The organism is Streptomyces sp. NPDC013455 (genome assembly GCF_040632975.1).
GTDB lineage: Bacteria > Actinomycetota > Actinomycetes > Streptomycetales > Streptomycetaceae > Streptomyces.
The window spans coordinates 293,229-319,992 of sequence record NZ_JBEYCX010000006.1 but is presented as its reverse complement, the minus strand read 5'-3'; the positions used below and the strand labels follow the sequence as shown (position 1 = coordinate 319,992).

Below are 26,764 nucleotides of genomic sequence, written 5' to 3'. Positions count from 1 at the left end.
GCTTCTCCCTGCCACTGGTCTTCGCATTCCTGCACTGATTACCGGAAGAGGGCAATCAGCCTTCAAAAATACATATAGGCGGCCTCCATTCAAAAACGGGTAAATTGTGGCGAAGCCCACGCAGGCAGTCCCTCAGCCCCCGCGGCGCAGTCCCACTCGACGCCCGCTCGGAGTGGAGGCGGCGTCGGCGGTCACAGCGGAGGCAGGAGCACCGAGTCCGTGAAGACCGTTCGTTCGGTGACTTCCTTCGGCGTGCCCGACTGCAGGAACGCCCCGGGGCGTGGCTGGTTGTTGGGGAGGAATTCCACCTCGCGGACCCGCACCCGGAACGGGCCGGGGCCCGGTGGCAGGAAGAACTCCGCCTTCCACTCCTTGAGGACGGGTGAGAGGCCGATGCGCTTGGGCTCCGGCCGGCGCACGTTCACGCTCTGCCACGCCGGTACGCCGGCCACCGTCTCGAAACCGATGAGGTCCACCTTGTCGGCCGGGAGTCCTCCCGGCTGGGTGCAGCGCTCCAGGATCATGTCCACCCTGTTGACGGCGGGCGCCGGTGAGACGGGTCCGGACAGTCTCACCTCGTACGCGGCGGCGAGGCGTGTCACGCGCAGCGTCCGGTCGGGGAAGAGCGGCATCGGGTCGGTGCGCACCACCGGTGACAGCGAGAGGCCGTCCAGGCTGTTCGGCTGGTACCGGGCGACGGCGAGCCGTACGAAACCGCAGTTGAAGGATGTGTCGTCCGATCCGGTGAAGGCCACGTCACCCATCCAGCACTGCCCGTCGGCGGAGTACTCCGGCCGGTGCGGCACGACCACCACGTCCGCGCCGGCCTCGTCGAGCCGCAGTCGTTTCTCCGGGCCCGCGGCGCCGGTGATGTGGCGGGCGAACGGTGCGCCCATGGGGATGCCCTTGGTGGGGTAGAGGGGGTCGAGGCCGGCCTGGGTGACGAAGGGGGCGAGTTGCGCGGTGGTGGCCTCGGAGTCCGGTCGCACGACCACGGCCAGCAGTTCGCCGGCCCCGGTGGTGTGCCACGGCCGCTGGAGGGCGACCCTCACGCGGTTGCCCAGACGCTCGTGGACGAGGGCGTGGGCGGCCGCGTCGAGGTCCCCGGTCCGTTTCCAGAGGAACGCCGGACGGGTGGAGACGACCACCGGCGGCGCGGGCCGGGCGGTGCTGCGGACGACCACGGGCGGCAGTTCCCTCGTCACGGTGAAGTCGTCGGGGCGCCCGGAGTCGCGGAAGTAGGCGCGGAAGCGGCTGACGGCCCGGAGCGTGTAGGTCACCGTGCGGTGGCGGGTGTCGCCGAAGTCCTGCCGGAACAGCGTCGGCGGGCGGGCCGGGCCGTCCGGGGCGATGGCGAGGGTGTCGACCGGCACGTCATCGACCTGCTGCGGCACCTCGTCCACCTGGTCGGACCAGCTCGCGGTGATCTCCAGCTGGGCGGTGCTCCTCGGGTCGAACACGTCGGACTGCGAGGTGAAGGCCGCGGACGTCGCGTCCGGGTCGCGGACGACTTCCAGGGTGGTGTCCGGCGGCCTGATCGGGTGCTGGACCGCGTGCACGAGGGTGAGGGTGCGGGCGGGCGTGACCATCGGGTGGCGGCCCTGCCGGAGGGCTTTCACCGAGTTCTCCGGGGGGTCGGCCGCGTGCAGCGCGAAGTCGTCGATGATGTCCTCGCGGGGAAACGTCGACAGGTCGAGGGTGATCCGCTCGGCCGGTGCGAGACGGACCACCAGGCGGTCACCCTCCCAGCCGACCACGGGGCGTCCGGCGGACGGAGTGGTCAGCCACAGCTTCTTGGACGCCAGGTCGGGCCAGCGTTCCTCCCAGGCCCGCGTCGGCATAGGGGTGTTCGGCTCGGCGCGGGCCGCCACGATCCCGCCGGCGGCCGGGTCGGGCAGGGGCCGGGCACCCTCGGGCGCCTCCGGGTCCGCGGCGGCGAGAGCGCGACGCACCCATTCCCAGGTCAGCCGGTCCCGCTCGGCCGTGTCACCGTCGCCGTCGAACGCCCCGTGCTGCTCGGCGACGGCCATGGTGCTGCCCGGCGGGTGCAGCACCCGCTCGTCGTGGAGGGGGTGGTCCACCGACCCGGCGAACTCCTCGACGTCGATTCCCAGCAGGGGATCGCTGCGGACGACCACGTGCTCGACCGACTCCCCGGGACCGGAGCGGGCCGGGTCCGTCCCCTCCGGGTAGGCCACCTCCGGGGCGCACAGCGGCTCGTAGCGTCCGTAGAACTCGGGCGCCGTCGTGTGCCGGTCGGCTGCCGGGTCCTCGGGCCCCAGCCCGCCTCCCGCGACGTCCGCCACTCGTGCCCGCAGGGAGTAGTGGCGGCCGAAGCGCAGCCGGGGCAGCGTGCCGTCCGCCGCCTCGAAGGACATGCTGATGTTCATGCCCGGTGCCGGCGGTGGCGACGGCTGGGGCGTGGCGTCGAACGACGGCCGGGGCACGGCCAGGCTCCAGCCCCGCCAGCCGGCCACGATCTCGTCGGCGTGCAGGCCGTCGCGGTCGTGGACGGCGGCGTTCGCCTTGAGGTGCCCTTCCTCGGGCAGGCCCGTGCCCTCCCCGTCCCCGCCGATGACGGTGGAGTCCTCGGACAGCCCGCCGTCGGGGCGTCGGTCGTGGACCCGGTAGGTGGCCGTGCGGCGGTGCAGCGAGAACCATTCGTCCCCGCCGAGTTCGGGAAGGACATCGATCCGGTAGCCGAGGACCAGGTCGTCGGCGGTGAGCACGTCCGGCTCTTCCGCTCGGGCGCGTACTCCCCTGTCGCGCCGTGCCGTCATGTCCTCGCCCCGGTCTCGCAGCACCAGTTGGAGTCCGTTCGAGCGCAGGGCGGGCAGGGCGGGCGGCTCGCCGGGACGTGCGGCGAGTGCGCGGGCGGCTTCCCGCATCCGCTGGGCGGCCACGTCCACGTCCACGGTCGCGACCTGCCAGCGCGGCCTGCCGGTCAGGTCCCGCTGGTCGAGGTCGACCACGCCCCCGTCCACCCGGTCCGTGGCGGCGGGCCGGAAGTCCCCGCCGAACGCCGTGCGGGGGGAGACGATCCCGGGCAGCGCGGCGGGGCGGCCCGGCCACAGCACCCGCACCGTTCCGGCGGGAGGTTCGCCGGCCGCGCCCGGACCGAGCCGCAGCTCGAAGATCAGGCCCAGCGCCCGGAGGACGACGGGGTGTTCGCGCAGCAGCGACAGCGTCCGGTTGAAGCCCGGCCGGCCCGGCGGCGCTCCGGGACCGCCGGCCCCGGCACGGGCTCCCGGACCCGGTGCGTCCCGGCTGAGCCAGTGGTCACGTACGAGCGCGTCCCGCGCCTTGTCCGCGAAGTCCGGTGACGCCGCGCCGAGCTGTGCCGTGACCTCGGCCCTGGACGCGTCGTGGAAGGTGCGCGCCACCTCGTTCGCGTCCTGTGACGTGGCGTACACGGTGAGCGGGTCGGCACTCAGCCCGGGCGGCCCGGCCGCCGTGCTCTCCACCGCCAGTCCCGCCACGAGGCGCTGCCAGACGCCGGGCTGGACGTGCAGGCGCGGTACGAGGTCGAACCGTCCGTCGGGGGCCGCCGGCGGGGCGGAGCCCGGGGCGAACAGCTCGACCCGGACGGTGCCCGCGGTCAGGGCGGCAGGCGGCCACCGGTCCATCCCGTGCCCGGCCAGGGTGCCGCCGTCCAGGCGTGGCACGACGAGCACGCGCAGCAGCGGGCCGCCGTCGTCGTCGAAACCCCCCGGTACCGGGATCCACAGCATGTCACTCATGACGCGAACGCCTTCCGGTAGCGCTGCCACGCCTCGAAGCCCGATGCGTCCCGTTCGGCGGCCGTGAGGTGCCTCGTGCGCGGGGCGGGAGCACTGCCGCCGATCAGTTCGAAGGTTCCGCTGTCGACGGTCACCGTCTCCGAGTACAGGGTCAGGTCCAGTTCGATCACGACGGTCGCCCGGCCGAAGAGCCGCGGCGGGTCGTCCAGGTAGGTGAGCGAGACCCGCAGTTCGACGGAGACGGTGACCAGGCCGAGCAGTTCCACGCTGCCGCCGATCCGGATGAACGCCTCCAGCTCCATGTGACCGTCCGGGTGGCGCTCGAAGCGCACCCCTCCCAGGGCGTGCACCTCGGCCTTGGCGACCACGAAGTCGAGGGCCAGTTTGGCGCCGAACTCCAGGGAGATCTCCACCCGCGGTTCGTTCTCGCCGGCGATCTCGATGTCGGCGTACCCGCCGCCGCCGAACGCGCTGACGGCGAGGAGGAAGGGGCGCTCCCGGCTGGCGAACCCGAGGGCCACGGTCACCGGCTGCTCCACGAAGGGAACGGTCACCCGCACCCGCCCGGACACGTTCTGCAGCACGAACATGCCGGCGGCCGCCTTCGGGATGCCCACCTCGTAGCCGACGGTGACGCCCGTCGTCGACAGGTCGGTGGTCGGCCCGCGCAGCCCGATGAGCGCCTCCAGCCGCGCCCGCAGCTCCTCGAGCAGCTTCAGCGCACCGGCGAACTCGATCTTCAGCCCGTTCACGCCGACGGCCGGTGCGCGGCCCGCCGTGCGCGTGAACACCACCGAGTCGAAGGAGAGTTTCAGCAGCGGGGCCATGGGCGGCGGTGGCAGGGCGAGGGCGAAGTTCCGCAGGGTGCAGGTCGTCACGGGTTCCAGCACGCCGGGGATGCCCGTGCCGGCAGGGGCCGGCACGCAGCCGACGAACAGGTCGAGTTCCGGCGGCGGCCCGGTCGCCCGGGTCCGGAAGGCGTGGTGCGCCTTCAGCCGCAGCCGCTCCCACCGCATCTCCGTGACCAGCGCGTCGCCGGCCCGCTTGTGGAGGATGGCCGGTGGCTTCGGATGGAGCGCGGCGTCGATGAGGGCGGCGAGCGGGAAGCCGAACAGGGTGGCTCCGCTGAACGCGTTGTCCAGCGCGGCCTGCAGATCGGGGGCGCCCGGCAGCACGCTGGTCGCCACGGGCCCGAGCTCCCGGGAGATCCCGTCGGCGCTGAACCGGGGCGCCACCAGGCCGCCGGAGCGGTCGGCGTTCCGGGTGAAGCTGACCGGGACGCCGGACGGTGCCGTGAAGAGGAACGGTACGTCGGGGACGGCGGCGCCCAGCCCGGGGCCGTTCACCGGGCCGCTCTCCGGGCCGTTCACCGGGCCGGAGAGGCCGTGGAGCTGCGGCGCGTACCGCAGCGTGCGCGGCTGGTCGGACTCCGTTCCGGGGAGCAGGGAGCGCAGGGCGGGCAGTACGGCGTCGAACGTCACGACCTCCGGACGGTGCCCCGCGCCGGCCTGGTCGCCGGTGAAGGTGAGCGCGTGCACCTCCAGGACGTCCCCGGGCCGCTGTCCGGCGCCGACCATGTCGAGACGGGTGCCGGGTATGCGGGCCGTGGCATGGGGCCTCCACTGGGCGAGGACCTCCGCCGAGGGAGCCGGACGCGTGTCGCTCACGAAGATCAGCGGGAGGACGAACTCGATGTCCGTGGTCCCGGAGCGGCAGCGGACCGGGAACCGGACGGGGGCGAGGGATCCTCCGGGGATGAACAGGTGCGGGTCCTGCGGCTGCGCCGTACCGGTGAGGGGGAACTCCCGTCCCCGGATCTCCACCTCGTCGAACGGGAACGTCGGCGAGCGGGTTCCGGTGAGCAGCGGACCGGTGATCACGAGGGTCCGTCTCCGCAGCAGTCCCGCGACGCAGCCGAGCGTCTGCGGGTTGTGGACGGGCAGGAACTCCCGGACGGTGAAGTCCTGGTACACGGCCGGGAAGCCGAACGGCCAGAGGGTTCCGCGCGCGGTGACCTCCACCTTCTGGTCCCGCCCGAGCACCGTCTCGTGCATCCACGAGTCGGCGGGCCACGTCGCGGCGGCCGAGAGCGACCCGCCGAGCGCGGTCAGCTCCAGGCGTGTCGCCCGCGGCGGCGAGAAGGTGTGGCTGGACGACACGATGATGTTCCGCCACCCGTCCAGCGGAGGCCGTTGGAAGAGCGTGCCGGGGACGATGTCGCTGTCCGAGACGAAGGCGAGCCGGAGCTCCAGACCCGCGTCGCCCGGTGTCGCGTCACTCGCCCGCAGCGGCATGGACCACAGGCCCACCGTGCCCGACCCGTCGGCCACGACAGGGCCGTCCGCGTGCCCGGCCACCACGTCGGCGCCCTGCGTGCGCGCCAGCGGGACGACTTCGAGCCCCCACGGGATCTCGATGCCCGAGGTCGGCTCCAGACGGGCGCGGCCGTCCGCCAGCGCACCGAGGATCCCCGCCGCGCTCAGTTCGATCTCGGTGCCGGTGGGGATCGTGAACTCCAGTTCCCCGGAGCCGGCCAGGCGTGAGTCGCTGTGCACGAGACCGGCGGTATGGAAGTCGGAGACGGTCGTCTGCTCGAGGACGGCCTGCGGCGGAAGTCCCAGGGTCATCGTCGCCCTGCTGTCCGTCGCCACCAGGAGCGGGGGTGCGGAGGGCCCGTCGGCACGCACTTCGCACCCCGACCACCGCAGGGTGAGGATCACCAGGTCGTCGCTGCGTACGAGCAGGAAGGTCTGCGCTGCCACAGGGCATCACCCGTTCCGAACCACGTGGCCCGGCACCGCTCCGCCTCCGGCGTGCCCGCTCCGGGACCGCCGCAGGAGTGCCGTGCCGTCAGTCACGAGTGTCAGCCACGCCGTACCGCAGCGTTCCCGCCGCGATGTGTGCGACATGGGCGGTCGTCACGCTGTCGAACCGCAAGTCGCTCCACGCGCCGCCGGCCTCGACGTCCTCGATGCCGTAGGTGCCGATCCCGGTGCGCCTCGCGAACCTCAGCCGGCCGCCCGAGCCGTAGACGACGCAGATCTGCGAGGGAGGCCCCACGCCGCAGGCCGAGTGCACGTCGCTGTTGTCCACGTCGTCCGTCACCGTCTCGACCGCCGGGGACTCGGGGAAGTTGCCGAAGATGCAGACGTTGAGCGTGAGCCCCTTGCGTTCGTAGTACGACACGACGCTCTCCCCGGTGATGGAGTGCCCCATCGACGGGTATTCCCCGATCACCTGGTCCCCGTGCAGGATCTGCACGTCCCAACTGTCCGGCTGGCCCACGAAGTCCGTGCCGGGGATCATGGTCGCCACACGCAGTCTGTTGAGCGCCTGCCCCGCGGGCGAGAGATTGTCGAAGTAGGCGATCCGCAGCGTCTCGTCGCGATGGTCGAACGTCAGCGTCGGGTACCACCCTTTTTCCGCGGTGTTCGTCGCATCGACGACATGGACGTTCTTCCTCCAGGTCGCCGGCTTCTCCGGATTCGCCTTCGGCGGCGCCTTGGTCGCGTGCCACAGCGAGAGCCCGGACTGGTAGGCGAAGTGGGGTCTGTCCCTGAACGGGGGTTCGCTGAAGAGGCCGCGATTGACCGTCATGGACGGGAAGCGGATGCGGTCGGGGAACAGCCCCGCGGAAGTGGGGACTTCCTCGAAGGCCCACTGGGCCTTGCGCACCCCGTAGATCAGGCGGTCGGTGGCCCTGCTCTGGTAGGCGACATGCGGGCTGAGCTCGCTGTCGATGCCGAGCCCGATCCGGTAGTCGTCGAACGCCGCCGGTTCCGAGGGCAGCCGTTCACACTCCCACCCGGCTTCGCCCCGCCTGCCCAGCATGACGTCGCCGGACGGTGTCGTGTACGCGAGCCAGGGGGTGTCACTCGCATCGACGACCAGGGACACCTGCCCATGAGCGGGGTGGGAGTCGTCCACGACCTCGGTGAAGAATTCGGTCGCCATGATGGGTTCATCTCCCAGGGGGCGCCGGCCCGCCGATTGCGCGATGCCGCCCCTACGACTGCCGGAAGAGGAAGAGAGAGGTGCGCTCGGCGTCCCGTGATGGCCGGACCGGCCGTTGCGAACACGACCCGCCGCGGAGGGAGAACTGGCTGGACGTCACCGTCCGCACTCTTTCGTCACCTGTTCGTCCGCACCTTCCAGTTTTCCACCGCGGCGAGGGGGCCGCAACTCACCGACCGGCCCGCAGCGGCGGGTACCGCGACGCACCGACCGGACCGGATCAGGGAAGTGAAGGGCCGTCAGGTGCGCACCCGGGGCACCGCGGGTGAGCGCGTGCTCCCACCGGACGCGATGGCCGGGCGGCGGGTCAGCCGAGGTCGTCGAACATGGCCAGCAGTGCCTGCTCGTCCGGCTCCGACGCAGGCTGATCCGGTCTTGGAATCTGCTCGGCCCACACCGTTTTGCCCTGCGGCATGTAGCGGGCACCCCAGCTCTTGGTGAACTGGGCCACGAGGAACAGGCCCCGTCCGCCCTCCTCGGTCGTGGCCGCTCGTCGGATGCGCGGTGAGGTGTTGCTGCGGTCGGAGACCTCGCAGATCAGGGAGTCGTCGCGGAGCAACCGCAGGCCCACCGGCCCCCGGCCGCCGTACCGCACGGCGTTGGTGACCAGTTCGCTGACCACGAGCCCGGTGTTGAAGTCCAGCTCCGACATGCCCCAGGCGGCCAGCTGGTCACGGGTCAGCGCCCTGGCCCGGGCCACGGCCGCCGGGTCGCACGGGAACTCCCAGCACGCCATCCGGTCCTCCGGCAGCGCGTGCACACGGGCCAGCAGCAGGGCCACGTCGTCGCGCGGGCCGCCTGGCAGCAGGGTGTCCGTGACCCCGTCGCAGACGTCCTCCAGCTCCGGACCGGCGCGGTCCAGGGCGGCCAGCAGCTGCGCGGTGCGCGCGTCCGTGTCCTCGTAGCCGCGGCTCTCCTTCAGCAGGCCGTCGGTGTACATCGTCAGCAGGCTGCCCGCCGGCAGATCGACGGTGGCGGACTCGTACGGCTGGATCCCGCCGAGCCCGAGGGGCGGACCGGTCGGGAGGCCGATCACCCGGGCCCGCCCGTCCGGCGTCAGCAGGGCGGGCGGCGGATGCCCGGCCGTCGCGGCCGTGCAGCGGCTGGTCACCGGGTCGTAGATCGCGTACAGGCAGGTCGTCCCGGTCGCCGGGTCCTGGTCGTCGGCCGATTCCGGGGCGCGGCTGACCAGGTCGTCCAGGTGGGCCAGCACCTCCTCGGGCAGCAGGTCCATTCCGGCCAGCGTCCGTACCGCCGTACGCAGCCGGCCCATGGTCGCCGCCGCCTGCATCCCGTTCCCGGGCACGTCACCGACGACCAGCGCCACGCGCATGCCCGACAGCGGGATCGCGTCGAACCAGTCCCCGCCCACACCTGCCCTGGTGTCCGCGGGCAGGTAGCGGGAGGCGAGGTCGACGGTGCTCAGCCGGGGCAGGGCGTGCGGCAGCAGGCTGCGTTGCAGGGTGAGCGCGGCGTCGTGCTCGCGGCGGTAGCGGCGGGCGTTGTCCATGCTGATCGCGGCGCGGGCCGCCAGCTCGCCCGCCAGCGTCAGGTCGTCCTGCTCGTACGGCCGCGTCCTGCCCCGGCGGTAGAACCCCGCCAGACCGAGGACGGAGCCCTGTGCGGACAGCGGGGCGCACAGGTAGGTGTGGACGCCCTCGTCGAGAAATCCGACCGGATGCGCTCGGCCGGCCGGATCTCCGGCCAGGGCGGCGGTCACCACCGTGTCCGTGACCGGCTGCCCGGTCTCCAGGCACCGGGCCTGGGGGGAACCGGCGGGGTAGCCGGTCGGCTCGTTCACGCCACCGGCCGGGCCGTCGGGGGTGTCCTCGCCGGCCCAGGCGGCCACCCGGCGCATCGCCGCTTCCGGGCGCAGCGGCCCGCCGGGGGGCTCCTCGCCCGCCAGGACGCTCTCCAGCAGGTCGACGACGACCAGGTCGGCGAAGCGCGGCACGGCGATCTGTGCCAGCTGCTCGGCGGTACGCCACAGGTCCAGGGTGGTGCCGAGCCGTACGCCCGCCTCGTTCAGCAGCGACAGCCGCCCGCGCGCCTCGGCGGCGAGCCGGCCGACGCCCGGCTCGCCCACGAGCAGCAGCCACGCGTCGGTCGTACCGGCGGAGTGCGGTTGCGCCGACGCGTCCGCAGCCGCCGCCCCGGCCGCCCCGGCCGCCCCGGCCGGGCGGTGCAGGAGCGGCACCCGACGACGGCCGGCGGCGGTCACGGTGGCCGGACCCGTCGTACCCGCGCCGCCGGCGTCCTTGAAGCTGACCTCGACCGCCGCTCCCTCCGTGTCGCCGTGGTGCAGCTCCCGACGGCGCAGCACGGCCACGCGGCTGCCCGCGAGCGCCACCTCGGCGAATTCCTCGTCGGCCGAGGAGATCAGCTCGACGGCACGCTCCAGCAGGATCAGCCGCTCCTGAGAGGCGAGCCGGGGCGGCGGTCCGCCGCGCCGGGACAGCTCTCCCGAGCCGAGGTCCAGCTCGGCGTGCCCGCCGCGCTCCATGGCCCGGCGGAAGGAGTGGGTGAGCTCCAGCTCGCGGGCCGCGCTCAGCTCCAGCAGGCGTTCCCCGATGCGTTCGGTGGCCTTCTCCAGGACCAGCGCCATGCCGGGGTCGGCCAGCGACCGGGGCACCGAGAGGTTGACCGCGCCGCGCACGGTGCCCCCCACGGGATCGCGCACCGGCGCCGCCATGCAGGTGAGTTCCTTGAGGTCGTGCAAGAAGTGCTCGTGGCCCACGACGACGAACGGCGCCCTGGTGCTCAGCACCATGCTCACGCTGCTGGTTCCCATGTACCGCTCATCGACATTGGCACCGGGCACCAGGGAGGCGGCGTCCATCAGGGCCAGCCCCGCCGGGTCCCCCCACCGGTCCACGATGTTCGCCCGTGAGTCGGCCAGTGCCACGGTCACCGGCACGCCCGAGAACCGCTCGTACAGGCGGGACAGCACCGGCGCGGCAGCCCTGATCAGCCGTGAGTCGGGATCCAGGTCGCTCTCGATCGGCAGGACCGGCCGCTCGCGGTCGATGCCGAGGGACTGCGAGCGCTGCCAGGAAGCGAGGATCTCCGGGCGCACGCCGGTGACCAGCGGCGTCCGGTCACCGTGATCGCTGTCTGAGGGAGTTGGGTACGACGCCACAGAAGCTAGGATAATCGGGCAAATGGGGCATGCGCCCCCGGTCTGTCCGCCGACGTCCACCGGGCTCGTCGCGCACGGCTCGGCCGCACGACCCGTCTCCAGGTCGTACGGCCGGCGTCGCTCGGGTCGTCGCGGGTCAGGAAGCGGTGCAGGCTCCGATCGCGGGGGCGGTGGAGTTGCCGTTCTTCATCACCGTGAAGCCGAAGCTGGTCGACGCGCCCGCGGCGAGCGTGCCGTTGCCGTTGGGCCGCATGGTCATGACGTTGCCGCTGCTGTCCCAGGTGGGGGAGCCGTTCCAGGTCGTGACGATCTTCTGCGGCGAGGTGACGGTGACCGTCGTGGACCAGCCGGTGATCGGCGAGCTGCCCGCCGTGATGGTCACCTTGCCGTTGAAGCGGTCGCTCCACTCCTCCTGCTTGCTGTAGGTGGCGGTGCAGGTGGCGCCGTCCGGGGTGCCGCCACCGCCGGAGGAGCCGCCGAGCGCGGTCAGCACGGCGGTGTACGCCGGCTTCTTGGCGTAGTTGGAGTCGAAGAGCAGCGGGGTGCCGCTGGAGCGCCAGGAGTACTTGTCGGTGATGCCCCAGACGGTGATGCCGGTGCAGCGGGTGACCGCCAGGCACGCCTTGACGACGTTGCCGTAGCTGGTGGCCTGGCTGCTGCCGGAGCCCTCGATGTCCAGTTCGGTGATCTGCACGTCCACGCCGAGGTCCGCGAAGCGCTGGAGGTTGGCCTGGTAGTCGGAGGGGACCGGGGAGGCGCTGTTGAAGTGGGACTGGAAGCCGACGCAGTCGATGGGGACGCCGCGCGCCTTGAAGTCCTTGACCATGTTGTAGACGGCATTGCTCTTCGCGTTGATGCCGTCGGTGTTGTAGTCGTTGTAACAGAGCTTGGCCGCCGGGTCGGCCGCGCGGGCGGTGCGGAACGCCTCCTCGATGAAGCCGTTGCCGAGCTTGTCCTGGAAGGGCGAGCTGCGGCGGGCGCCGCTGGAGCCGTCCTGGAAGGCTTCGTTCACCACGTCCCAGGAGTGGATCTTCCCCTTGTAGTGGCCCATGACCTGGTTGATGTGGTTGTTCATCGCCGTTCGGAGGTCGGAGGCGCCCAGGCCGCCGACCCAGCCCGGCAGCTGGGAGTGCCAGACCAGGGTGTGGCCGCGGACCTTCATGCCCCGGCTCTGGGCGTGATCGAAGATCTGGTCGGCGGCGGAGAAGGTGAACGAGCCGCGGCTGGGCTCCACCGCGTCCCACTTCATCTCGTTCTCGGGGGTCACCGAGGTGAACTCGGTGTCGAGGGTGGCGGCGTACTGCGCCTCCCCCAGGTGGTTCGCGGCGACGGCGGTGCCGAAGTAGCGGCCCTTCTCGGCGGCTGCCGCGCCGAGCGTGCCGCCGGCGGCCTGGGCGGTGCCGGAGGCCGTGGCGAGCCCGCCCGCGGCGAGCAGGCCGGTGAGACCCAGGACGAGTGCCCTGCGGGCACGGGAGGACGTGCTGGACGGCATGAGAGCTCCCGAAAGTTTCGTGCGGGTTTCCGATTGGATGCGCAGACGTTACGGGTGTGCAGCGTGTGCGTCAACGGGTCGCGCACGGCGAAATGAGCAGTGCCGGGGCCCTGTTCACCCGCTGTGGGGTCCCCGAAACTTTCGGGATCGAGGCGGGTGGTGGGCGGGTCGAATCGCCGGATGGGCCTGCCGCAACCGCGGTGTGGCGGCGTGACCTCGCTGTGAGCGGCGTCAAGCCGCCGGGGTGAGCATCGTCGCATCGGCGCCGATCGGGCTTGCTATGCAACTCGTTGCATAGCAAGATCGGTGGCATGGCGCTCGAACACGCGATCCTGGTGTCGCTGCTGGAGAAGCCGGGCTCGGGTTACGAGCTGGCCCGGCGTTTCGAACGGTCCATCGGCTACTTCTGGACCGCGACGCACCAACAGATCTACCGCGTGCTCAAGCGCATGGAGCACGACGGCTGGGTCGACGTCCGGGACGTCCCGCAGCAGGGGCGGCCGGACAAGAAGGAGTACAGCGTCGCCGACCTCGGCCGGGCCGCCCTGTCCTCCTGGCTGCACGATCCGATCGAGCCGGAGAGCGTCCGCCACGACCTGGCCGTGAAGATCCGGGGCGCCGCCTTCGACGATCCGGCCGCCCTGATCCGCGAGGTGCAGCGGCACCGGCAGGCCCACGGGGACCGGTTGGCGCACTACCTCGCCGGAGAGGTGCGGGACTTCACGGGGCCGGAGGCGAGCGCGGCACGTCCGGGGGCGCCGCTCGACGCGGAGCGGGAGCTCCAGCACGTCGTACTGCGCGGCGGCATCGCCTACGAGCGGATGATGATCGACTGGCTGGACGACGTCCTGGCCACACTGGCCCGGTTCGGTCCGGCCCGCTGACCGCCGCCCGCCCACCCGCTGCCGCCCGGCCGGCGCCGGCTTCCCGCCGCAGGCCCCGGAGATCCGGACGTTCCTCCTGCTCCCGCCGGTCCTCCTGCTCCCGCCGGTCGTCCCGGTCCAGCCGGTCCACCCGCTCCGGCCGGTCCAGCCGCTCCGGTCGGCCTTCGCCATCCGGCCGGCCGGCCTTCGCCATCGGGCCGTCCGGCCGTCGCACCTCCCGATCCACACCCGTACACCAGCCGAAAGGCGTCTCTACCATGGCTGACCAGCTGCTGTTCAACCCGCGTACGTACGACCCCGCGCACTTCGACCCCGAGACGCGCCGCCTGCTGCGTGCCACCGTCGACTGGTTCGAGGAGCGTGGGAAGGCCAGGCTGATCGAGGACTACCGGACCCGCGCGTGGCTTGGCGACTTCCTGGCCTTCGCGGCGAAGGAGAACCTGTTCGCCACCTTCCTGACGCCGTCGGCCGCCGCGGGCGAAGGGGAACCGGACAAGCGGTGGGACACCGCCCGGATCGCGGCCCTCAACGAAATACTGGGCTTCTACGGCCTGGACTACTGGTACGCCTGGCAGGTCACGATCCTCGGACTCGGACCGGTCTGGCAGAGCGACAACGCCGCCGCCCGCGCCCGCGCCGCCGAACTCCTCGACCAGGGCGAGGTGTTCGCGTTCGGCCTGTCCGAGAAGGCCCACGGCGCCGACATCTACTCCACCGACATGCTGCTCGAGCCCGACGGCGACGGTGGCTTCCGGGCCACCGGCTCCAAGTACTACATCGGCAACGGCAACGCCGCCGGACTCGTCTCCGTCTTCGGCCGCCGCACCGACGTCGAGGGACCGGACGGCTATGTGTTCTTCGCCGCCGACAGCCGCCACCCGGCCTACCACGTGGTCAAGAACGTCGTCGACTCCTCGAAGTTCGTCAGCGAGTTCCGCCTGGAGGACTACCCCGTGGCGGCCGGGGACGTCCTGCACACCGGCCGCGCCGCCTTCGACGCGGCCCTCAACACCGTCAACGTCGGCAAGTTCAACCTCTGCACCGCCTCGATCGGCATCTGCGAGCACGCGATGTACGAGGCCGTCACCCACGCGCACAACCGCATCCTCTACGGCCGCCCCGTCACCGGCTTCCCGCACGTGCGGCGCGAGCTGACCGACGCGTACGTCAGGCTCGTCGGCATGAAGCTGTTCAGCGACCGCGCCGTCGACTACTTCCGCTCCGCCGGCCCGGACGACCGCCGCTACCTGCTCTTCAACCCGATGACGAAGATGAAGGTGACCACCGAGGGCGAGAAGGTCGTCGACCTGATGTGGGACGTCATCGCCGCCAAGGGCTTCGAGAAGGACAACTACTTCGGCCAGGCGGCCGTGGAGATCCGCAGCCTGCCGAAGCTGGAGGGCACGGTCCACGTCAACCTCGCGCTGATCCTGAAGTTCATGCGCAGCCACCTCCTCGACCCGGCCGACTACCCCGCCGTACCGACCCGTCTCGACGCGGCCGACGACGACTTCCTGTTCCGGCAGGGACCGGCCCGCGGTCTCGGCTCGGTGCGCTTCCACGACTGGCGGCCCGCCTTCGACGCGTACGCCCACCTGCCCAACGTGACCCGGCTGCGCGAACAGGCCGACGCGCTCTGCGCGTTCGTCGCCACCGCCGCCCCCGACGCGGAGCAGAGCCGCGATCTCGACCTCGTCCTCGCGGTCGGCCAGCTCTTCGCCCTCGTCGTGCACGGCCAGCTCGTCCTGGAGCAGGCCGCCCTGACCGGACTCGACGAGGACGTGCTCGACGAACTCTTCGCCGTCCTCGTACGGGACTTCTCCGCGCACGCCGTCGAACTGCACGGCAAGGACTCGGCGACCGAACAGCAGCAGGAGTGGGCGCTGGGCTCGATCCGCCGGCCGGTCGTCGACCAGGCGCGCACGGAGCGGGTCTGGCAGCGGGTCGAGGCGCTCTCCGGCGCCTACGAGATGGCGCCGTAGACCACACCGCACGCATCACCGGAGGCCGGGGCACCGCGGGGCCCCGGCCTCCGGCTCGTCCGCCCGGCCTCCGGTGCTCTGCGTCCCTCGTCTGCTCAGTGCCCGGTGGCGGCCGGGGCGGCCTCGCGGGCAGGGGTGTCGTGCAGACCGAGGCGCAGGTGCTCGACGTGGTAGAGGGCCTGGTCGAGGAGCTCGGCGACGTGATCGTCGTAGAGCGAGTAGACGATGGAACGGCCCTGCCGCTCGCCGGTGACCAGGCCGAGGTTGCGCAGCAGCCGGAGCTGGTGGGAGCAGGCGGAGGCTTCCATGCCGACGGCCTCGGCGAGGTCTCCGACCGAGCACGGCCCTTCCTGGAGGCGGGCCAGGATGTAGAGCCGGGAGGGCGTGGCCAGGGCCTGGAGGGTGGCGGCGACGTCGGCGGTGCCGACCGCGTCGAGGCGTTCCCGGGCGGTGGCGCCGTCGGCGCTCCAGGCGGTGGTGTCGCGTCCGTGGCCCATGGCGACCATCATAGCGACGATACCTGAAGATCTGTTCACATGTTCCTGTACGGTGGAGGTGTTGCCCCGGCCCGTCCGTGAAGGGTTCTCTCGTCATGCCTGCTGTCCTGGACCAGCGCTCCGCGCCGCCCGTGGGCGCCGCGTGCCCGGCTCCGCCCCGGCGCCGTACCCGCCTGCTGGCGCTGCCCGAGGCCCGCTGGGCGCTCGCGGCGCTGGCGCTGTTCCTCCTCGCGCTGCCGGTCCGCCTGCTGGACGGCCCGGCGTGGCTGTGGGGGGCGCTGTTCGCCGCGACCTACGTCACCGGCGGCTGGGAACCGGCCTGGGAGGGGCTGAAGGCGCTCAGGGACAAGACGCTGGACGTGGACCTGCTGATGGTGGTCGCCGCCCTCGGCGCGGCCGCGATCGGTCAGGCCCTCGACGGAGCGCTGCTGATCGTCATCTTCGCCACCTCCGGTGCCCTGGAAGCGGTCGCCACCGCTCGCACCGCCGACTCCGTGCGCGGCCTGCTCGATCTCGCCCCCGCGACCGCCACCCGGCTCCTTCCGGACGGCACCGAGGAGACGGTGGGCACCGCGCGCCTCGCGGTCGGGGACGTGATCCTGGTCCGACCCGGCGAGCGGGTCGGCGCGGACGGCCTGGTCCTCGACGGAGCCGGTGAAGTGGACCAGGCCACCATCACCGGTGAACCGCTGCCGGTGGCCAAACAGGCGGGGGACGAGGTGTTCGCCGGCACCGTCAACGGCACCGGCGCCCTGCGCGTGCGCGTGCGGCGGGACCCGTCGGACTCCGTGATCGCCCGGATCGTGAAGATGGTCGAGGAAGCCTCCGAAACCAAGGCCCCCACCCAGCTGTTCATCGAGAAGATCGAACAGCGCTACTCGATCGGCATGGTGCTGGCGACCCTCGCCGTCTTCGCGATTCCCCTGGCCCTCGGCGACACCCTCTCCTCGGCGCTGCCGCGGGCGATGACGTTCATGATCGTGGCCTCGCCGTGCGCGGTGGTGCTGTCCACGATGCCGCCGCTGCTGTCCGCCATCGCCAACGCCGGCCGCCGTGGCGTGCTCGCCAAGTCCGCCGTCGTCATGGAACGTCTCGGACAGATCGACACCGTCGCCCTGGACAAGACCGGCACCCTCACCGAAGGCGCCCCTCACGTCACCGACCTGCGCCCGCTGCCCGGCGGCGGCCTGGACGAGACGGCCCTCCTCGCGCTCGCGGCGTCCGCCGAGCACCCCAGCGAGCACCCCCTCGCCCGGGCCGTGGTCACCGCGGCCCGCGAACGGGGCCTCACCCTGGCCGACGCCGAGGACTTCGTCTCCACCCCGGGGCGGGGCGTCACCGCCACCGTCCGAGGGCACAGGGTCGCCGTCGGCGCGCCCGCCGCGCTGCTGGACCGCGCCGCCGACGACCGGCACCGGGCGGTGGTGGCCGATCTGGAGGAAGCCGGCCGGACCGCGGTCGCCGTCCTGCGCGACGGCGTCCCGGTGGGCGTGCTGGGCGTCGCCGACCGGCTGCGTCCGGACGCGGCGGCCACCGTCGCCGCCCTCACCCGGCTGACCGGCCGCACCCCGATCCTGCTCACCGGTGACAACGAACGCGCCGCGGCACGCCTGGCCGCCGAGGTCGGCATCACCGAGGTCCGCGCCGGGCTGCTGCCCGAGGACAAGGTGGCCGCCGTCAGGGAGTGGCAAGCCGAAGGACGCAGGGTGCTGGTGGTGGGCGACGGCGTCAACGACGCCCCCGCCCTGGCCGCCGCGCACGCGGGGATCGCCATGGGCAGGGCCGGTTCCGACCTCGCGCTGGAGACCGCTGATGCCGTCGTGGTCCGCGACGAACTGGCCACCATCCCGTCCGTCGTGCAGCTCTCCCGCACCGCGCGCCGCCTCGTGGTCCAGAACCTGGTCGTCGCCGGGGCGTTCATCGCCGTCCTGGTGGGCTGGGACCTGATCGGTACCCTTCCGCTGCCGCTCGGCGTCGCCGGGCACGAGGGCTCCACCGTCATCGTCGGCCTGAACGGACTGCGCCTGCTGCGCGAGGCCGCCTGGCCCCGACCCACCGAGGACACCGCATGAGCAGGCGCACCCGCCGTACGGCCCCCGCCCCGGGAACCACGCGGCCCACCGTCACCGTCTGCCGCGGCTGCTGCTGCGGCACCCCCGAGGTCCCCGGCTTCGACCACGCCGCCCAGCTCCGCGACCTGCGCCAGGCCCTCGACGGCAGGGCGACCGTACGGGTCACCGACTGCCTGGACGCCTGCGAACGCGCCAACGTCGTCGTCGTCCAGCCCTCCGCCGAAGGCCGCCGCAGCGGCGGGCGGCCCGTCTGGCTCGGCCTGGTCAACGACCCCGGCGCCACCGCCGACATCACCAGGTGGATCGAGGACGGCGGTCCCGGGCTCTCCGATCCGCCGGGCATCCTCGACCTTTACACCTTCCGCCCCTCCCGCCGGGTCCGGGCCGAACTCCACGACGACTGACCGGCACACGGCGTCCCCGAACGGCACCTGCCCGGTCCGGGCCCGAGCGGTCCGGCCGGGCGCTCCTCACTTGGTCGCACCCTGCGCGAAGCCGTTGTAGATGTAGCGCTGCAGGAAGAGGAAGACGACGAGGGTCGGCACGATCACCAGGATCGTACCGGCCGAGATGTTCTCCCAGTGGGCGCCGAACGGTCCTTTGAAGCGGAACAGGGCGGTGGAGACGGTGCCCAGGTCCTCGGACGGCATGTAGAGGAAGGGGATGTAGAAGTCGTTGTAGACGGTGATGCCCTTGATGATGACGACCGTGGCGATCGCCGGTTTCAGCAGGGGCAGGATGATCCTCCAGTAGATGGTCAGGGAGTTGGCCCCGTCCAGGCGGGCGGCCTCGTCGAGGGAGACCGGGATGCCGCGGATGAACTGGAGGAATATGTAGACCGACACGATGTCCGTGCCCATGTAGAGCACGACCGGCGCCCAGATGCTGTTGAACAGCCCGAAACTGTTGACCACCTGGAAGGTCGCGACCTGTGTGGTCACCCCCGGCACCAGGGTGGCGACCAGGAACAGCGCCATGACCGGTCTCTTCGCCCGGAAGTCGAAGCGGTCGACGGCGTACGCCGTCATCGAGCCGATGATCACCGTCCCGGTGAGGGAGAACAGCAGGATGAACGCGGTGTTGGCGAAGGCGGACACCATCTTGCCGTCGTTGAACGCCGTCACGTAGTTGTCGAAGTTCAGCCAGTCGCCCGGCAGGGACAGCGCGCCGCCGTCCGCGGCCTCCTCGGAGGTCTTGAGGGAGGTCAGGAAGACGACGGCGAGCGGGATCAGCACGACCGCCGATGCGAGGACCAGCGACAGATAGGTCAGCGCGGGCGCGAGCCGGCGGCGGGCGGGCGGGGGCGTGGTCATACGAGGTCCACCTTCTCGTCGGGCACGAGGCGGCGCTGGATCCAGGTGATCAGCAGGATGATGAGGAGCAGGACGACGGCGGCGGCGGAGGCCAGCCCGGTCTTGTTGAACTGGAAGGCGAGCTTCACCGTCTGGATGACGAACGTCGTCGTGCCGGTCGCGCCGCCGGTCATGATGTACGGGATCTCGAACACCGACAGGGACCCGGAGATCGCCAGGATGACACTGAGGCTGACCACCGGCCGGATCCCCGGGGCGATGATGTGCCGGAACTGCTGCCGGCGCGTGGCCCCGTCGAGCTGGGCCGCCTCGTACAGCTCGGCCGGGATCGACTGGATCGCGCCGAGGAACAGCACGAAGTTCAGCCCCGTGAACCGCCAGACGGACACCCCGGCGAGGGAGGCGTTGGCCGACTCGGGGTCGCCTAGCCAGGCGTGGTCGGATCCCGCGCCGAACCAGGAGAGCACCGAGTCGAGCGTGCCGCCGTCCTGGAAGAAGTAGAGGAAGACGAAGCCGATCGCCACGCCGTTGATCAGGTAGGGGAAGAAGAGGATCCCCTTGAACAGGTTGCGCAGGCGCAGATCGAAACTGAGCACGGTCGCGAAGTACAGGGCGATCGCGATCTGCACGGCGGAGGCGGCGAGGTAGTAGAAGCTGACGAAGAACACCCGGAACAGCTCGGGCCGGGTGACGATCTGCTCGTAGTTGTCGACGCCGGTGAAGCGGTGGTCGGGGCTGACGCCGTCCCAGTCGGTGAAGCTGTAGTAGATCATGTTCCCGACGGGCACGTAGGTGAACGTGATCAGCAGGGCCAGGGGGACGGCCAGGAACAGCCAGGGGGTGAGCCGGCGCAGCAGTCGGCTGCCCGGGCGGCTGCCGTCCCGGGTGGGTGCCCGGCCGGGTGCTCCGCCGGCGCGGGGCACGTCGGCGGGTGCCGTACGGGTCGTCTCGGTCATCTCGGCCTTTCGTCTGCGCGGATCCGCGGCGGCGGTGGGCCCCGTCCCGTGCGGGCGGGGCCGGCGGACCGGTGTCGGTCGGTTCGGGAAGGCCCGGCGCCGGTCAGGAGCCGGCGGCCCGGGCCGCCTCGTCCCAGCGCCCGTCCAGGTCCGCGAAGTAGTCGTCGAGGCTGCCCTTCTGCGCGCCGCGGGCGAGGTCGACCAGCTTCTGGCGGTAGTCGGGCTTGTTCAGGCCGATCTCGGCGGCGTTGTCGATGGCGTTGACCTCGCCGGTCCTCGCCTCCGACCGCTCCACGAAGGTGACATCGTTGTCAACGAAGTCGCGGAGGGTGCTCGGCATGGGGGCGGACTTCAGGGCCGGGACGGCACCCTCCTTCGCCGAGTAGCCCGACTTCTCGGTGAACCAGTCGATCCAGGCCCGGGCGGCGGCCTTGTGCGAGGAGTGCGCGTTGACGGCCTGCTGGTAGTCGGAGGCGAGGACGGCGCAGAACTTCCCGCCCTTCTGGACCGGGAAGGGCATGAAGCCGATGTCGTCGGGGTCGGAGCCCGCCTTCCGGGCCGCGTCGCGCATCTGGGTGATGGCCCAGGAGCCCAGCTGCATGGTGGCGACCTCGCCCTTGGCGATCAGGCCCTTGGACGCCTCCCAGTTGGTGGTGCTGGGATCCTTCTCCGACAGGCCGCCCTCCACGATGTCGTGGAGCAGGGAGTCGATCACGTGCAGCTCGCTGCCCCGCCTCCACGGGGAGACGGCCCCGGCGAGCTTGTCGTTGGCCTCGGAGTCGCAGGTGACGGAGCCGATGTTGTTGCTCCAGGCGGTCAGCGGCCAGCCGTCCTTGAAGTTCGTGTAGTACGGCAGGGCGTCCGTGCGGGCCTTGACGGCCTTCAGGTCGGTGAGGAACTCCCGCGGGGTCGTCGGCCATTGCCTGATGCCGGCCTTCTTCCAGACGGCCTTGTTGTAGACGAAGCCGTTGGCCGTGCCGAACTGGGCGATGCCGTAGACCTTGCCCCCGACCTCCGTCTTGTCGCTGAACCGGTAGGTGCCGCCCAGCTCGGCGGCGGTGCCCAGCGGGGCGAAGAACTTGGGGTAGTCGTTCTTGGCCACGGCGGCCGGGATCATCAGGACGTCACCGTAGTCGTCGGTGTTCATCCGTATTCTGACCTCCCCCTCGTAGTCGGTGAGGGCCTCGAACTTCACCGTCACCTCGGGGTACGTCTTGTTGAACTCCTTGGCGTACCGGGCCATCGTTCCGTTCTGCACGAGGTCGGTGCGGTGGGTGAGGACCTTGATGGTGCCCGAGGCGTCGGCCGGATCGGCCGGCGCCTCGGCCGCCTCACCGGAGACCGGGCCCCCGCCACTGCATCCCGCGACGGTCAGCACGGCGACGGCCAGCAGCCCGCCGCGCCACCGGCGTCCCGGGAGTGTCGTCTTCTTCCCCATGTGTGCCCAGCTCCTTCATTGCGGCTCAGCTCTGCGAGTGGGATGTCGGCACTATGTCAGTCCGAGGTGAACCGGTAAAGCTTCAATTTCCAGCACGATGCGCAATCGTTACCCTCGAAGTCGTGAGCGAAGCGTTGACGTGGTCGTTCGATCATTTCGCCCTACGGCTGCATAGCTAGACCGGTTTATGGACAGTGTGCTGAGCGGCGCGTTAGGTTGGCCGCCGTTGTCCCTCGACCGGCCTGGACCAGGCGATTGGAGCCGCACCATGAAGGACGTCACCCAGCTCACCGAGGGGTGGAGCCTGCGCCATGGGGAGGAACTGCTCAAGGCCCGGGTACCGGGCTGCGTCCACACCGATCTGATGGCGGCCGGGGTCATCCCCGACCCCTTCCTCGGCCGCAACGAGACGGACGTCGCCTGGGTGGGCCGCCGCGCCTGGACCTATCTCCGGCACCTCGACCACCGCACCGCGCACGAGCGCACCGATCTCGTCTTCGACGGCCTCGACACGGCCGCCCGCGTCCTTCTCGCGGGCCGCCCCCTCGGCGCCACCCGCAACATGCACCGCACGTACCGGTTCGACGTCACGGGCCGCACCGGTGAACTGGAGGTCCGCTTCGCCTCCGCCTACGACGAGGCGGCGGCCGTGCGCGCGGTGACGGGGGAGCGGCCCAACGTCTACCCCGAGCCCTCCCAGTACCTCCGCAAGATGGCGTGCAACTTCGGCTGGGACTGGGGGCCGACGCTGGTGACCGCGGGCATCTGGCGCCCCGTCCGGCTGGAGCACTGGTCCACCGCGCGTCTGGCCCGGGTACGGCCCCTGGTCACCGTCGACGGGGGCACCGGCCGGGTCGAGGTGCGGCTCGAACTGGAACGGACCGCGCGCGGGCGGGGACGCGCCCTGCGCGCCGAGGCCGAGGTGGCCGGCGTGCGCGCCGGGGCCGTCGTCACCGGGGACGAGGCCGTCCTGCGCCTCGACGTCCCCGACGTGCGCCTGTGGTGGCCGCGCGGCTACGGCGACCAGCCCCTCTACGACCTCCGCCTCACCCTGGGCGACGACAGCGGCCCGCTCGACACCTGGCGGCGCCGGATCGGATTCCGCACCGTCGAACTGGACCGCTCCGCCGACGAACACGGCACCGGCTTCACCCTGGTAGTCAACGGCGTACGCGTCTTCGCCCGCGGCGTCAACTGGATCCCCGACGACGCCTTCCCCTCCCGGATCACCCCCGAGCGCTACCGCACCCGCCTCGCCCAGGCCGCCGGCGCCCACGTCGACCTGGTCCGGGTCTGGGGCGGCGGGATCTACGAGGACGAGGCGTTCTACGACGCCTGCGACGAACTCGGCCTCATGGTCTGGCAGGACTTCCTGTTCGCCTGCTCCGCCTATCCGGAGGAGCAGCCCCTGCGCGGGGAGGTCGAGGCCGAGGCCCGCGACAACGTTGTCCGGCTGATGCCGCACCCCTCGCTCGTGCTGTGGAACGGCAACAACGAGAACCTGTGGGGCTTTCGCGACTGGGACTGGGAGGGACCGCTCGCCGGGGACTCCTGGGGCGAGGGGTACTACCTCGGACTGCTGCCCCGTATCGTCGCCGAACTCGATCCCACCCGCCCCTACACCGCGGGCAGCCCCTGGTCCGGCTCCTGGGACCACCACCCCAACGACCCCGCGCACGGCACCCACCACTCCTGGGAGGTGTGGAACCGCCAGGACTACGCCGAGTACCGGGCGAGCGTGCCCCGCTTCGTCGCGGAGTTCGGCTGGCAGGCCCCGCCGGCGCTGGCCACCCTGCGCCGCGCCCTGCCCGGCGAGGACCTGGCCCCCGACTCCCCGGGCATGCTCCACCACCAGAAGGCCGAGGACGGCAACGGCAAGCTCAACCGTGGCGTGGCCCGCCACTTCACCCTCCCCGCGGACGACTTCGACCGCTGGCACTACCTCACCCAGCTCGTGCAGGCCCGCGCGGTGGCGGCCGGCGTCGAGCACTGGCGCGCACACTGGCCGGTGTGCGCCGGCACGGTGGTCTGGCAGCTCAACGACTGCTGGCCGGTGACGAGTTGGTCGGCGATCGACGGTGACGGCCGCCCCAAGCCCCTGTACCACGAACTGCGCCGCGTCTACGCGGACCGGCTCCTCACCCTCCAGCCGGACGCCGACGGCCTCGTGCTGGCCGCGGTCAACCAGTCCGGCACACCCTGGCGGACGGCGGTGCGGCTGCGGCTGCTCCGGGCCGACGGCACCACGGCGGGCGAGGCCGTGGTCGAGGTGACCGCACCGGCCCGCTCCGTCGCCCGGCTGCCGGTGCCCGGGCGGCTCGTGCCGGACGCGCGGTCGGGCGAGGAGTTCCTGGTCGCCGACGCGAGCGCGGGCGGGGCCGGGGACGAGGAGGCGCTGCGGGCCCTGCACTTCCCCGTCCCCGACAAGGCGTTCGCCCACCCCCGGCCCCGGTACGACGTCACGCTGGAGCCCGTGCCCGGTCAGGGGGATAGAGTCGACGTCGTGGTGAGTGCCCGTACCCTCGTCAGAGATCTCCTGCTGCAGCCCGACCGGCTCGGCCCGGACGCCGTCTGCGACAGCGGCCGGCAGACCCTGCTGCCCGGCGAGCGCACGCGCATCCGGGTCCGCGGCTGCGGCCCCCTCACCACCGACGCCGTCGAAGCCGCCCTCTTCTGCGTGGACGGCGTGTGACCGGGGCCGGCGAACGCGTCACCATCAAGGACGTCGCGGCCCGGGCCGGGGTGTCCAAGGGAGCGGTCTCACTCGCCTTCAACCACAAGCCCGGCGTCTCCGAGGCCACCCGCGAGCGGATCTTCGCGGTGGCCCGGGAGCTGGGCTGGGCTCCCAGCGCCACCGCGCGCAGCCTGTCCAGCCAGCGGGTCGACATCGTCGGGCTGGCCCTGTGCCGGCCCGCCCGGCTGCTCGGCCTGGAGCCGTTCTACATGGACTTCATCTCCGGCATCGAGAGCGTCCTGGCGGAGCGGTCCTGCTCCCTGCTGCTGCGGCTGGTGCGGGACCTCGACGAGGAGATCGCGCTCTACAAGGAGTGGTGGCGCGGCCGGATGATCGCCGGCGCGATCCTGGTGGACTTCCGCCAGGACGATCCCCGGGTGCCCGCCCTGCGGGACCTGGGCATGCCCGCGGTCGCCGTCGGCCACCCCTCGCTCACGGGCACGTTCCCCTCGGTGTGGACGGACGACGCGTCCGCGGTCGCCGAGGCCGTCCGCTATCTGGCCGCCCTCGGCCACCGGCGCATCGCCCGCGTCGGCGGCCCGGCCGACCTGGGGCACAGCGCCATCCGGGCCCGCGCCTTCGCCGACACCGTCCGGGACCTGGGCCTGGAGGAGGCCCGGCAGATCGCCACGGGCTTCGACGAGAAGGAGGGCGCCCGGGCCACCCGCAGCCTGCTGCTCGCCGCCGACCGGCCCACCGCGATCGTGTACGACAACGACATCATGGCGGTCGCGGGGGCGGGCGTCGCCGCGGAGATGGGGTTCACCGTCCCCGACGACCTGTCGCTGCTGGCGTGGGACGACTCCCAGCTGTGCCGGATCACCCACCCGGCGATGTCGGCCATGAGCCACGACGTGCACCACTTCGGTGCCGAGGTGGCACGCGTGCTCTTCGACGTGGTCAACGGCGCGGACACCGGCGGCCACCAGGCGCCGACGCCGTCGCTGACCCCGCGCGGCTCCACCGCACCGGCGCCGGGTGCGGGGGCGTAGGAGGCCGGGGCCCGCGAACCCGTGCTGCCGGCCGGTACGGCGAAGGGCCGCGTCCGCACCGGACGCGGCCCTTCGCCCTGTCGGGGTGCCGGCGTCAGCCCTTCACACAGGTGCCGCCGTTGAGGGTGAAGACGGCGGGGACACCGTTGCCCCCCGTGGAGGAGCCGTTGAAGCCGAAGCTCACCGAGCCGCCGGCCGGGATCGTCTCCGTCCAGGACTCGTTGACGGCCGTCACCCGGCTGCCCTGCTGGACGGCCCTGGCGTTCCAGACCGAGCCGATCCTCTGCCCGCCGGGGAAGTCGAACACGAGCTGCCAGCCCTTGACCGCCGTCGTACCGGTGTTGCGGATGGTGACGTCGGCGTTGAAGGAAGTGCCCCAGTCGCTGAGGCGGTAGGCCACCGCGCAGGTGGCCGGGGAGGTGCCGCCGTCGGCGAAGACGCCGGCTTCCTTCGCGGTCTGCCGGATGCCGTTGGTTCCGGAGAAGATCCGCCGGCCCCAGGCGGTGAGCCGGGAGGCGTCGAACCCGGTGGCCATGTCCAGGTACTCGACGCCGCCGCCGTTTCCGCTCCAGGACCAGCCGAGGTAGCCGACCCCGAGCTGCTGCGCGCTCGCCATGACGGCGTCCTCGTCCGGGTCACCGTCCGAGTGCATGTCCCCGAATTCCCCGACGACGATGGGAAGGCGCTGGGAAGTGAACCGGTCAAGGTAACTCTTCACCTTGTCCGCGGTGTTGAACACACCGTACATGTGGATCGAGAACAGCGTGTTGCGCTCGGGATCCGCCGCGAATACCTCCGCCGCGTGGTCCCGCATGGTGAAGGACCAGTCCTGGCCCCAGTTGGGGGCGTCGACCATGAGCGTGTGACGGAAACCGGCCGCCCTCATACGGCCGAGGGCGCCGGAGGTGTCGGAGGTCCACGCCGTGTACCCGGCGTTGCCGTGCGGCTCGTTCCCGATGTTGATGACGACGTACTTCTCCTGGCCCTGCACCGCGTCCTTGACGCTGATCCAGTAGTCGACGGCGCGGGAGAGCGTGACGGCTCCCGCCTGCTCGCCGTAACCGGTGGTGTCGTGCGCCTCCAGGACGCACACCAGCCTGTTCTGCTTGCACTGCGCGACCACGGCGGCGACGTCGGCGGTGTCGTTCCTGGTCCAGCGGTCGCCCGTGGCGAGCACCACGCGCACGGAGTTGGCGCCCAGTGCCTTGATGTCCTTGAGCGCCTGGCCCGTCCTGGTGGGGTACCAGGTGTGGGCGTGGTTCACGCCCCGCAGGACGAAGTCCTCGCCGTTCGCGTCCACGAGCCGGCCGTCGGCGATGTGGAAGCCCGGTGCGGCCTCCGTCCGCGCCTGGGCGGAGGCCGGGGCGGCGAACACGGACGCGGCCAGGGCCAGCAGCGCTCCCGCGGCGGTGGCCAGTCTCTTTCTCATCACTGCTCCCAAGATGTGTGGGGAAATGCGCGAGCAGGTCCTCGGGCCCGCTGCCCGGGCATCGGTTCTGCGGCTCACCGGG

16 protein-coding genes are annotated in these 26,764 nt (G+C 71.9%); 6 read left to right on the top strand and 10 right to left on the bottom strand.

The features are described 5' to 3' along the window. Nucleotides 1–191 precede the first annotated feature (191 nt). From ABZ576_RS13530 to ABZ576_RS13510, 5 genes are all read right to left on the bottom strand, one after another. On the bottom strand, nucleotides 192–3,740 hold the full coding sequence (locus tag ABZ576_RS13530; protein WP_360739551.1) for a hypothetical protein: 3,549 nt from the start codon (nucleotides 3,738–3,740) through the stop codon (nucleotides 192–194). After that, nucleotides 3,737–6,502, bottom strand: a complete 2,766-nt coding sequence (locus ABZ576_RS13525) for a hypothetical protein (protein ID WP_360739550.1) — start codon at nucleotides 6,500–6,502, stop codon at nucleotides 3,737–3,739. The genes ABZ576_RS13530 and ABZ576_RS13525 overlap by 4 nt, the downstream gene beginning before the upstream one ends. 88 nt (nucleotides 6,503–6,590) lie before the next feature. Beyond that, a complete protein-coding gene (locus ABZ576_RS13520) occupies nucleotides 6,591–7,694 on the bottom strand; it encodes a hypothetical protein (protein ID WP_360739549.1) in 1,104 nt (367 codons plus the stop codon). A 367-nt stretch (nucleotides 7,695–8,061) separates the two neighbouring features. Further along, a complete protein-coding gene (locus tag ABZ576_RS13515; RefSeq protein WP_360739548.1) occupies nucleotides 8,062–10,893 on the bottom strand; it encodes a SpoIIE family protein phosphatase in 2,832 nt (943 codons plus the stop codon). A gap of 136 nt (nucleotides 10,894–11,029) precedes the next feature. After that, on the bottom strand, nucleotides 11,030–12,385 hold the full coding sequence (locus ABZ576_RS13510) for an endo-1,4-beta-xylanase (RefSeq protein ID WP_360739546.1): 1,356 nt from the start codon (nucleotides 12,383–12,385) through the stop codon (nucleotides 11,030–11,032). A gap of 311 nt (nucleotides 12,386–12,696) precedes the next feature. On the opposite strand from ABZ576_RS13510, the gene ABZ576_RS13505 reads away from it, so the two are divergent. Then, the gene (locus ABZ576_RS13505) at nucleotides 12,697–13,269 is read left to right on the top strand and encodes a PadR family transcriptional regulator (RefSeq protein ID WP_360739545.1); all 573 of its coding nucleotides are present in this window, start codon (nucleotides 12,697–12,699) and stop codon (nucleotides 13,267–13,269) included. A 257-nt stretch (nucleotides 13,270–13,526) separates the two neighbouring features. Next, the gene (locus ABZ576_RS13500; RefSeq protein ID WP_360739544.1) at nucleotides 13,527–15,251 is read left to right on the top strand and encodes an acyl-CoA dehydrogenase family protein; all 1,725 of its coding nucleotides are present in this window, start codon (nucleotides 13,527–13,529) and stop codon (nucleotides 15,249–15,251) included. 95 nt (nucleotides 15,252–15,346) lie between these two features. On the opposite strand, the gene ABZ576_RS13495 is transcribed toward ABZ576_RS13500, so the two are convergent. Then, nucleotides 15,347–15,748: a metalloregulator ArsR/SmtB family transcription factor gene (locus tag ABZ576_RS13495; protein WP_360739542.1), complete on the bottom strand. Its 402-nt coding sequence runs from the start codon at nucleotides 15,746–15,748 to the stop codon at nucleotides 15,347–15,349. Between the two features lie 95 nt (nucleotides 15,749–15,843). Here ABZ576_RS13495 and ABZ576_RS13490 point away from each other — a divergent pair, with 95 nt between their 5' ends. Both ABZ576_RS13490 and ABZ576_RS13485 read left to right on the top strand, forming a co-directional pair. Next, nucleotides 15,844–17,820 (top strand): heavy metal translocating P-type ATPase, encoded by a 1,977-nt coding sequence (locus ABZ576_RS13490; protein ID WP_360739541.1) that lies wholly within the window; start codon nucleotides 15,844–15,846, stop codon nucleotides 17,818–17,820. Further along, the gene (locus tag ABZ576_RS13485; RefSeq protein ID WP_360739539.1) at nucleotides 17,817–18,224 is read left to right on the top strand and encodes a (2Fe-2S) ferredoxin domain-containing protein; all 408 of its coding nucleotides are present in this window, start codon (nucleotides 17,817–17,819) and stop codon (nucleotides 18,222–18,224) included. Before ABZ576_RS13490 ends, ABZ576_RS13485 begins: the two co-directional genes overlap by 4 nt. A 66-nt stretch (nucleotides 18,225–18,290) precedes the next feature. Here the strand turns inward: ABZ576_RS13485 and ABZ576_RS13480 are convergent, their stop codons facing one another. The 3 genes from ABZ576_RS13480 to ABZ576_RS13470 all read right to left on the bottom strand — a co-directional run bounded on the left by ABZ576_RS13480 (nucleotide 18,291) and on the right by ABZ576_RS13470 (nucleotide 21,527). Next, on the bottom strand, nucleotides 18,291–19,133 hold the full coding sequence (locus ABZ576_RS13480; RefSeq protein ID WP_360739538.1) for a carbohydrate ABC transporter permease: 843 nt from the start codon (nucleotides 19,131–19,133) through the stop codon (nucleotides 18,291–18,293). Beyond that, nucleotides 19,130–20,089 (bottom strand): sugar ABC transporter permease, encoded by a 960-nt coding sequence (locus ABZ576_RS13475; protein WP_360739537.1) that lies wholly within the window; start codon nucleotides 20,087–20,089, stop codon nucleotides 19,130–19,132. The genes ABZ576_RS13480 and ABZ576_RS13475 overlap by 4 nt, the downstream gene beginning before the upstream one ends. 103 nt (nucleotides 20,090–20,192) lie before the next feature. Continuing rightward, complete coding sequence (locus ABZ576_RS13470; protein WP_360739535.1) at nucleotides 20,193–21,527, bottom strand: ABC transporter substrate-binding protein; 1,335 nt, start codon at nucleotides 21,525–21,527, stop codon at nucleotides 20,193–20,195. A gap of 268 nt (nucleotides 21,528–21,795) precedes the next feature. Between ABZ576_RS13470 and ABZ576_RS13465 the strand changes: the two genes are divergently transcribed. Further along, complete coding sequence (locus ABZ576_RS13465; RefSeq protein WP_360739534.1) at nucleotides 21,796–24,219, top strand: glycoside hydrolase family 2 protein; 2,424 nt, start codon at nucleotides 21,796–21,798, stop codon at nucleotides 24,217–24,219. Further along, nucleotides 24,216–25,253, top strand: a complete 1,038-nt coding sequence (locus tag ABZ576_RS13460) for a LacI family DNA-binding transcriptional regulator (RefSeq protein ID WP_360739533.1) — start codon at nucleotides 24,216–24,218, stop codon at nucleotides 25,251–25,253. Before ABZ576_RS13465 ends, ABZ576_RS13460 begins: the two co-directional genes overlap by 4 nt. A 94-nt stretch (nucleotides 25,254–25,347) precedes the next feature. Here ABZ576_RS13460 and ABZ576_RS13455 read toward each other — a convergent pair whose 3' ends face one another. After that, nucleotides 25,348–26,682, bottom strand: coding sequence for a cellulase family glycosylhydrolase (locus ABZ576_RS13455; RefSeq protein ID WP_360739532.1), 1,335 nt, complete (start codon nucleotides 26,680–26,682; stop codon nucleotides 25,348–25,350). Nucleotides 26,683–26,764: the final 82 nt, after the last annotated feature.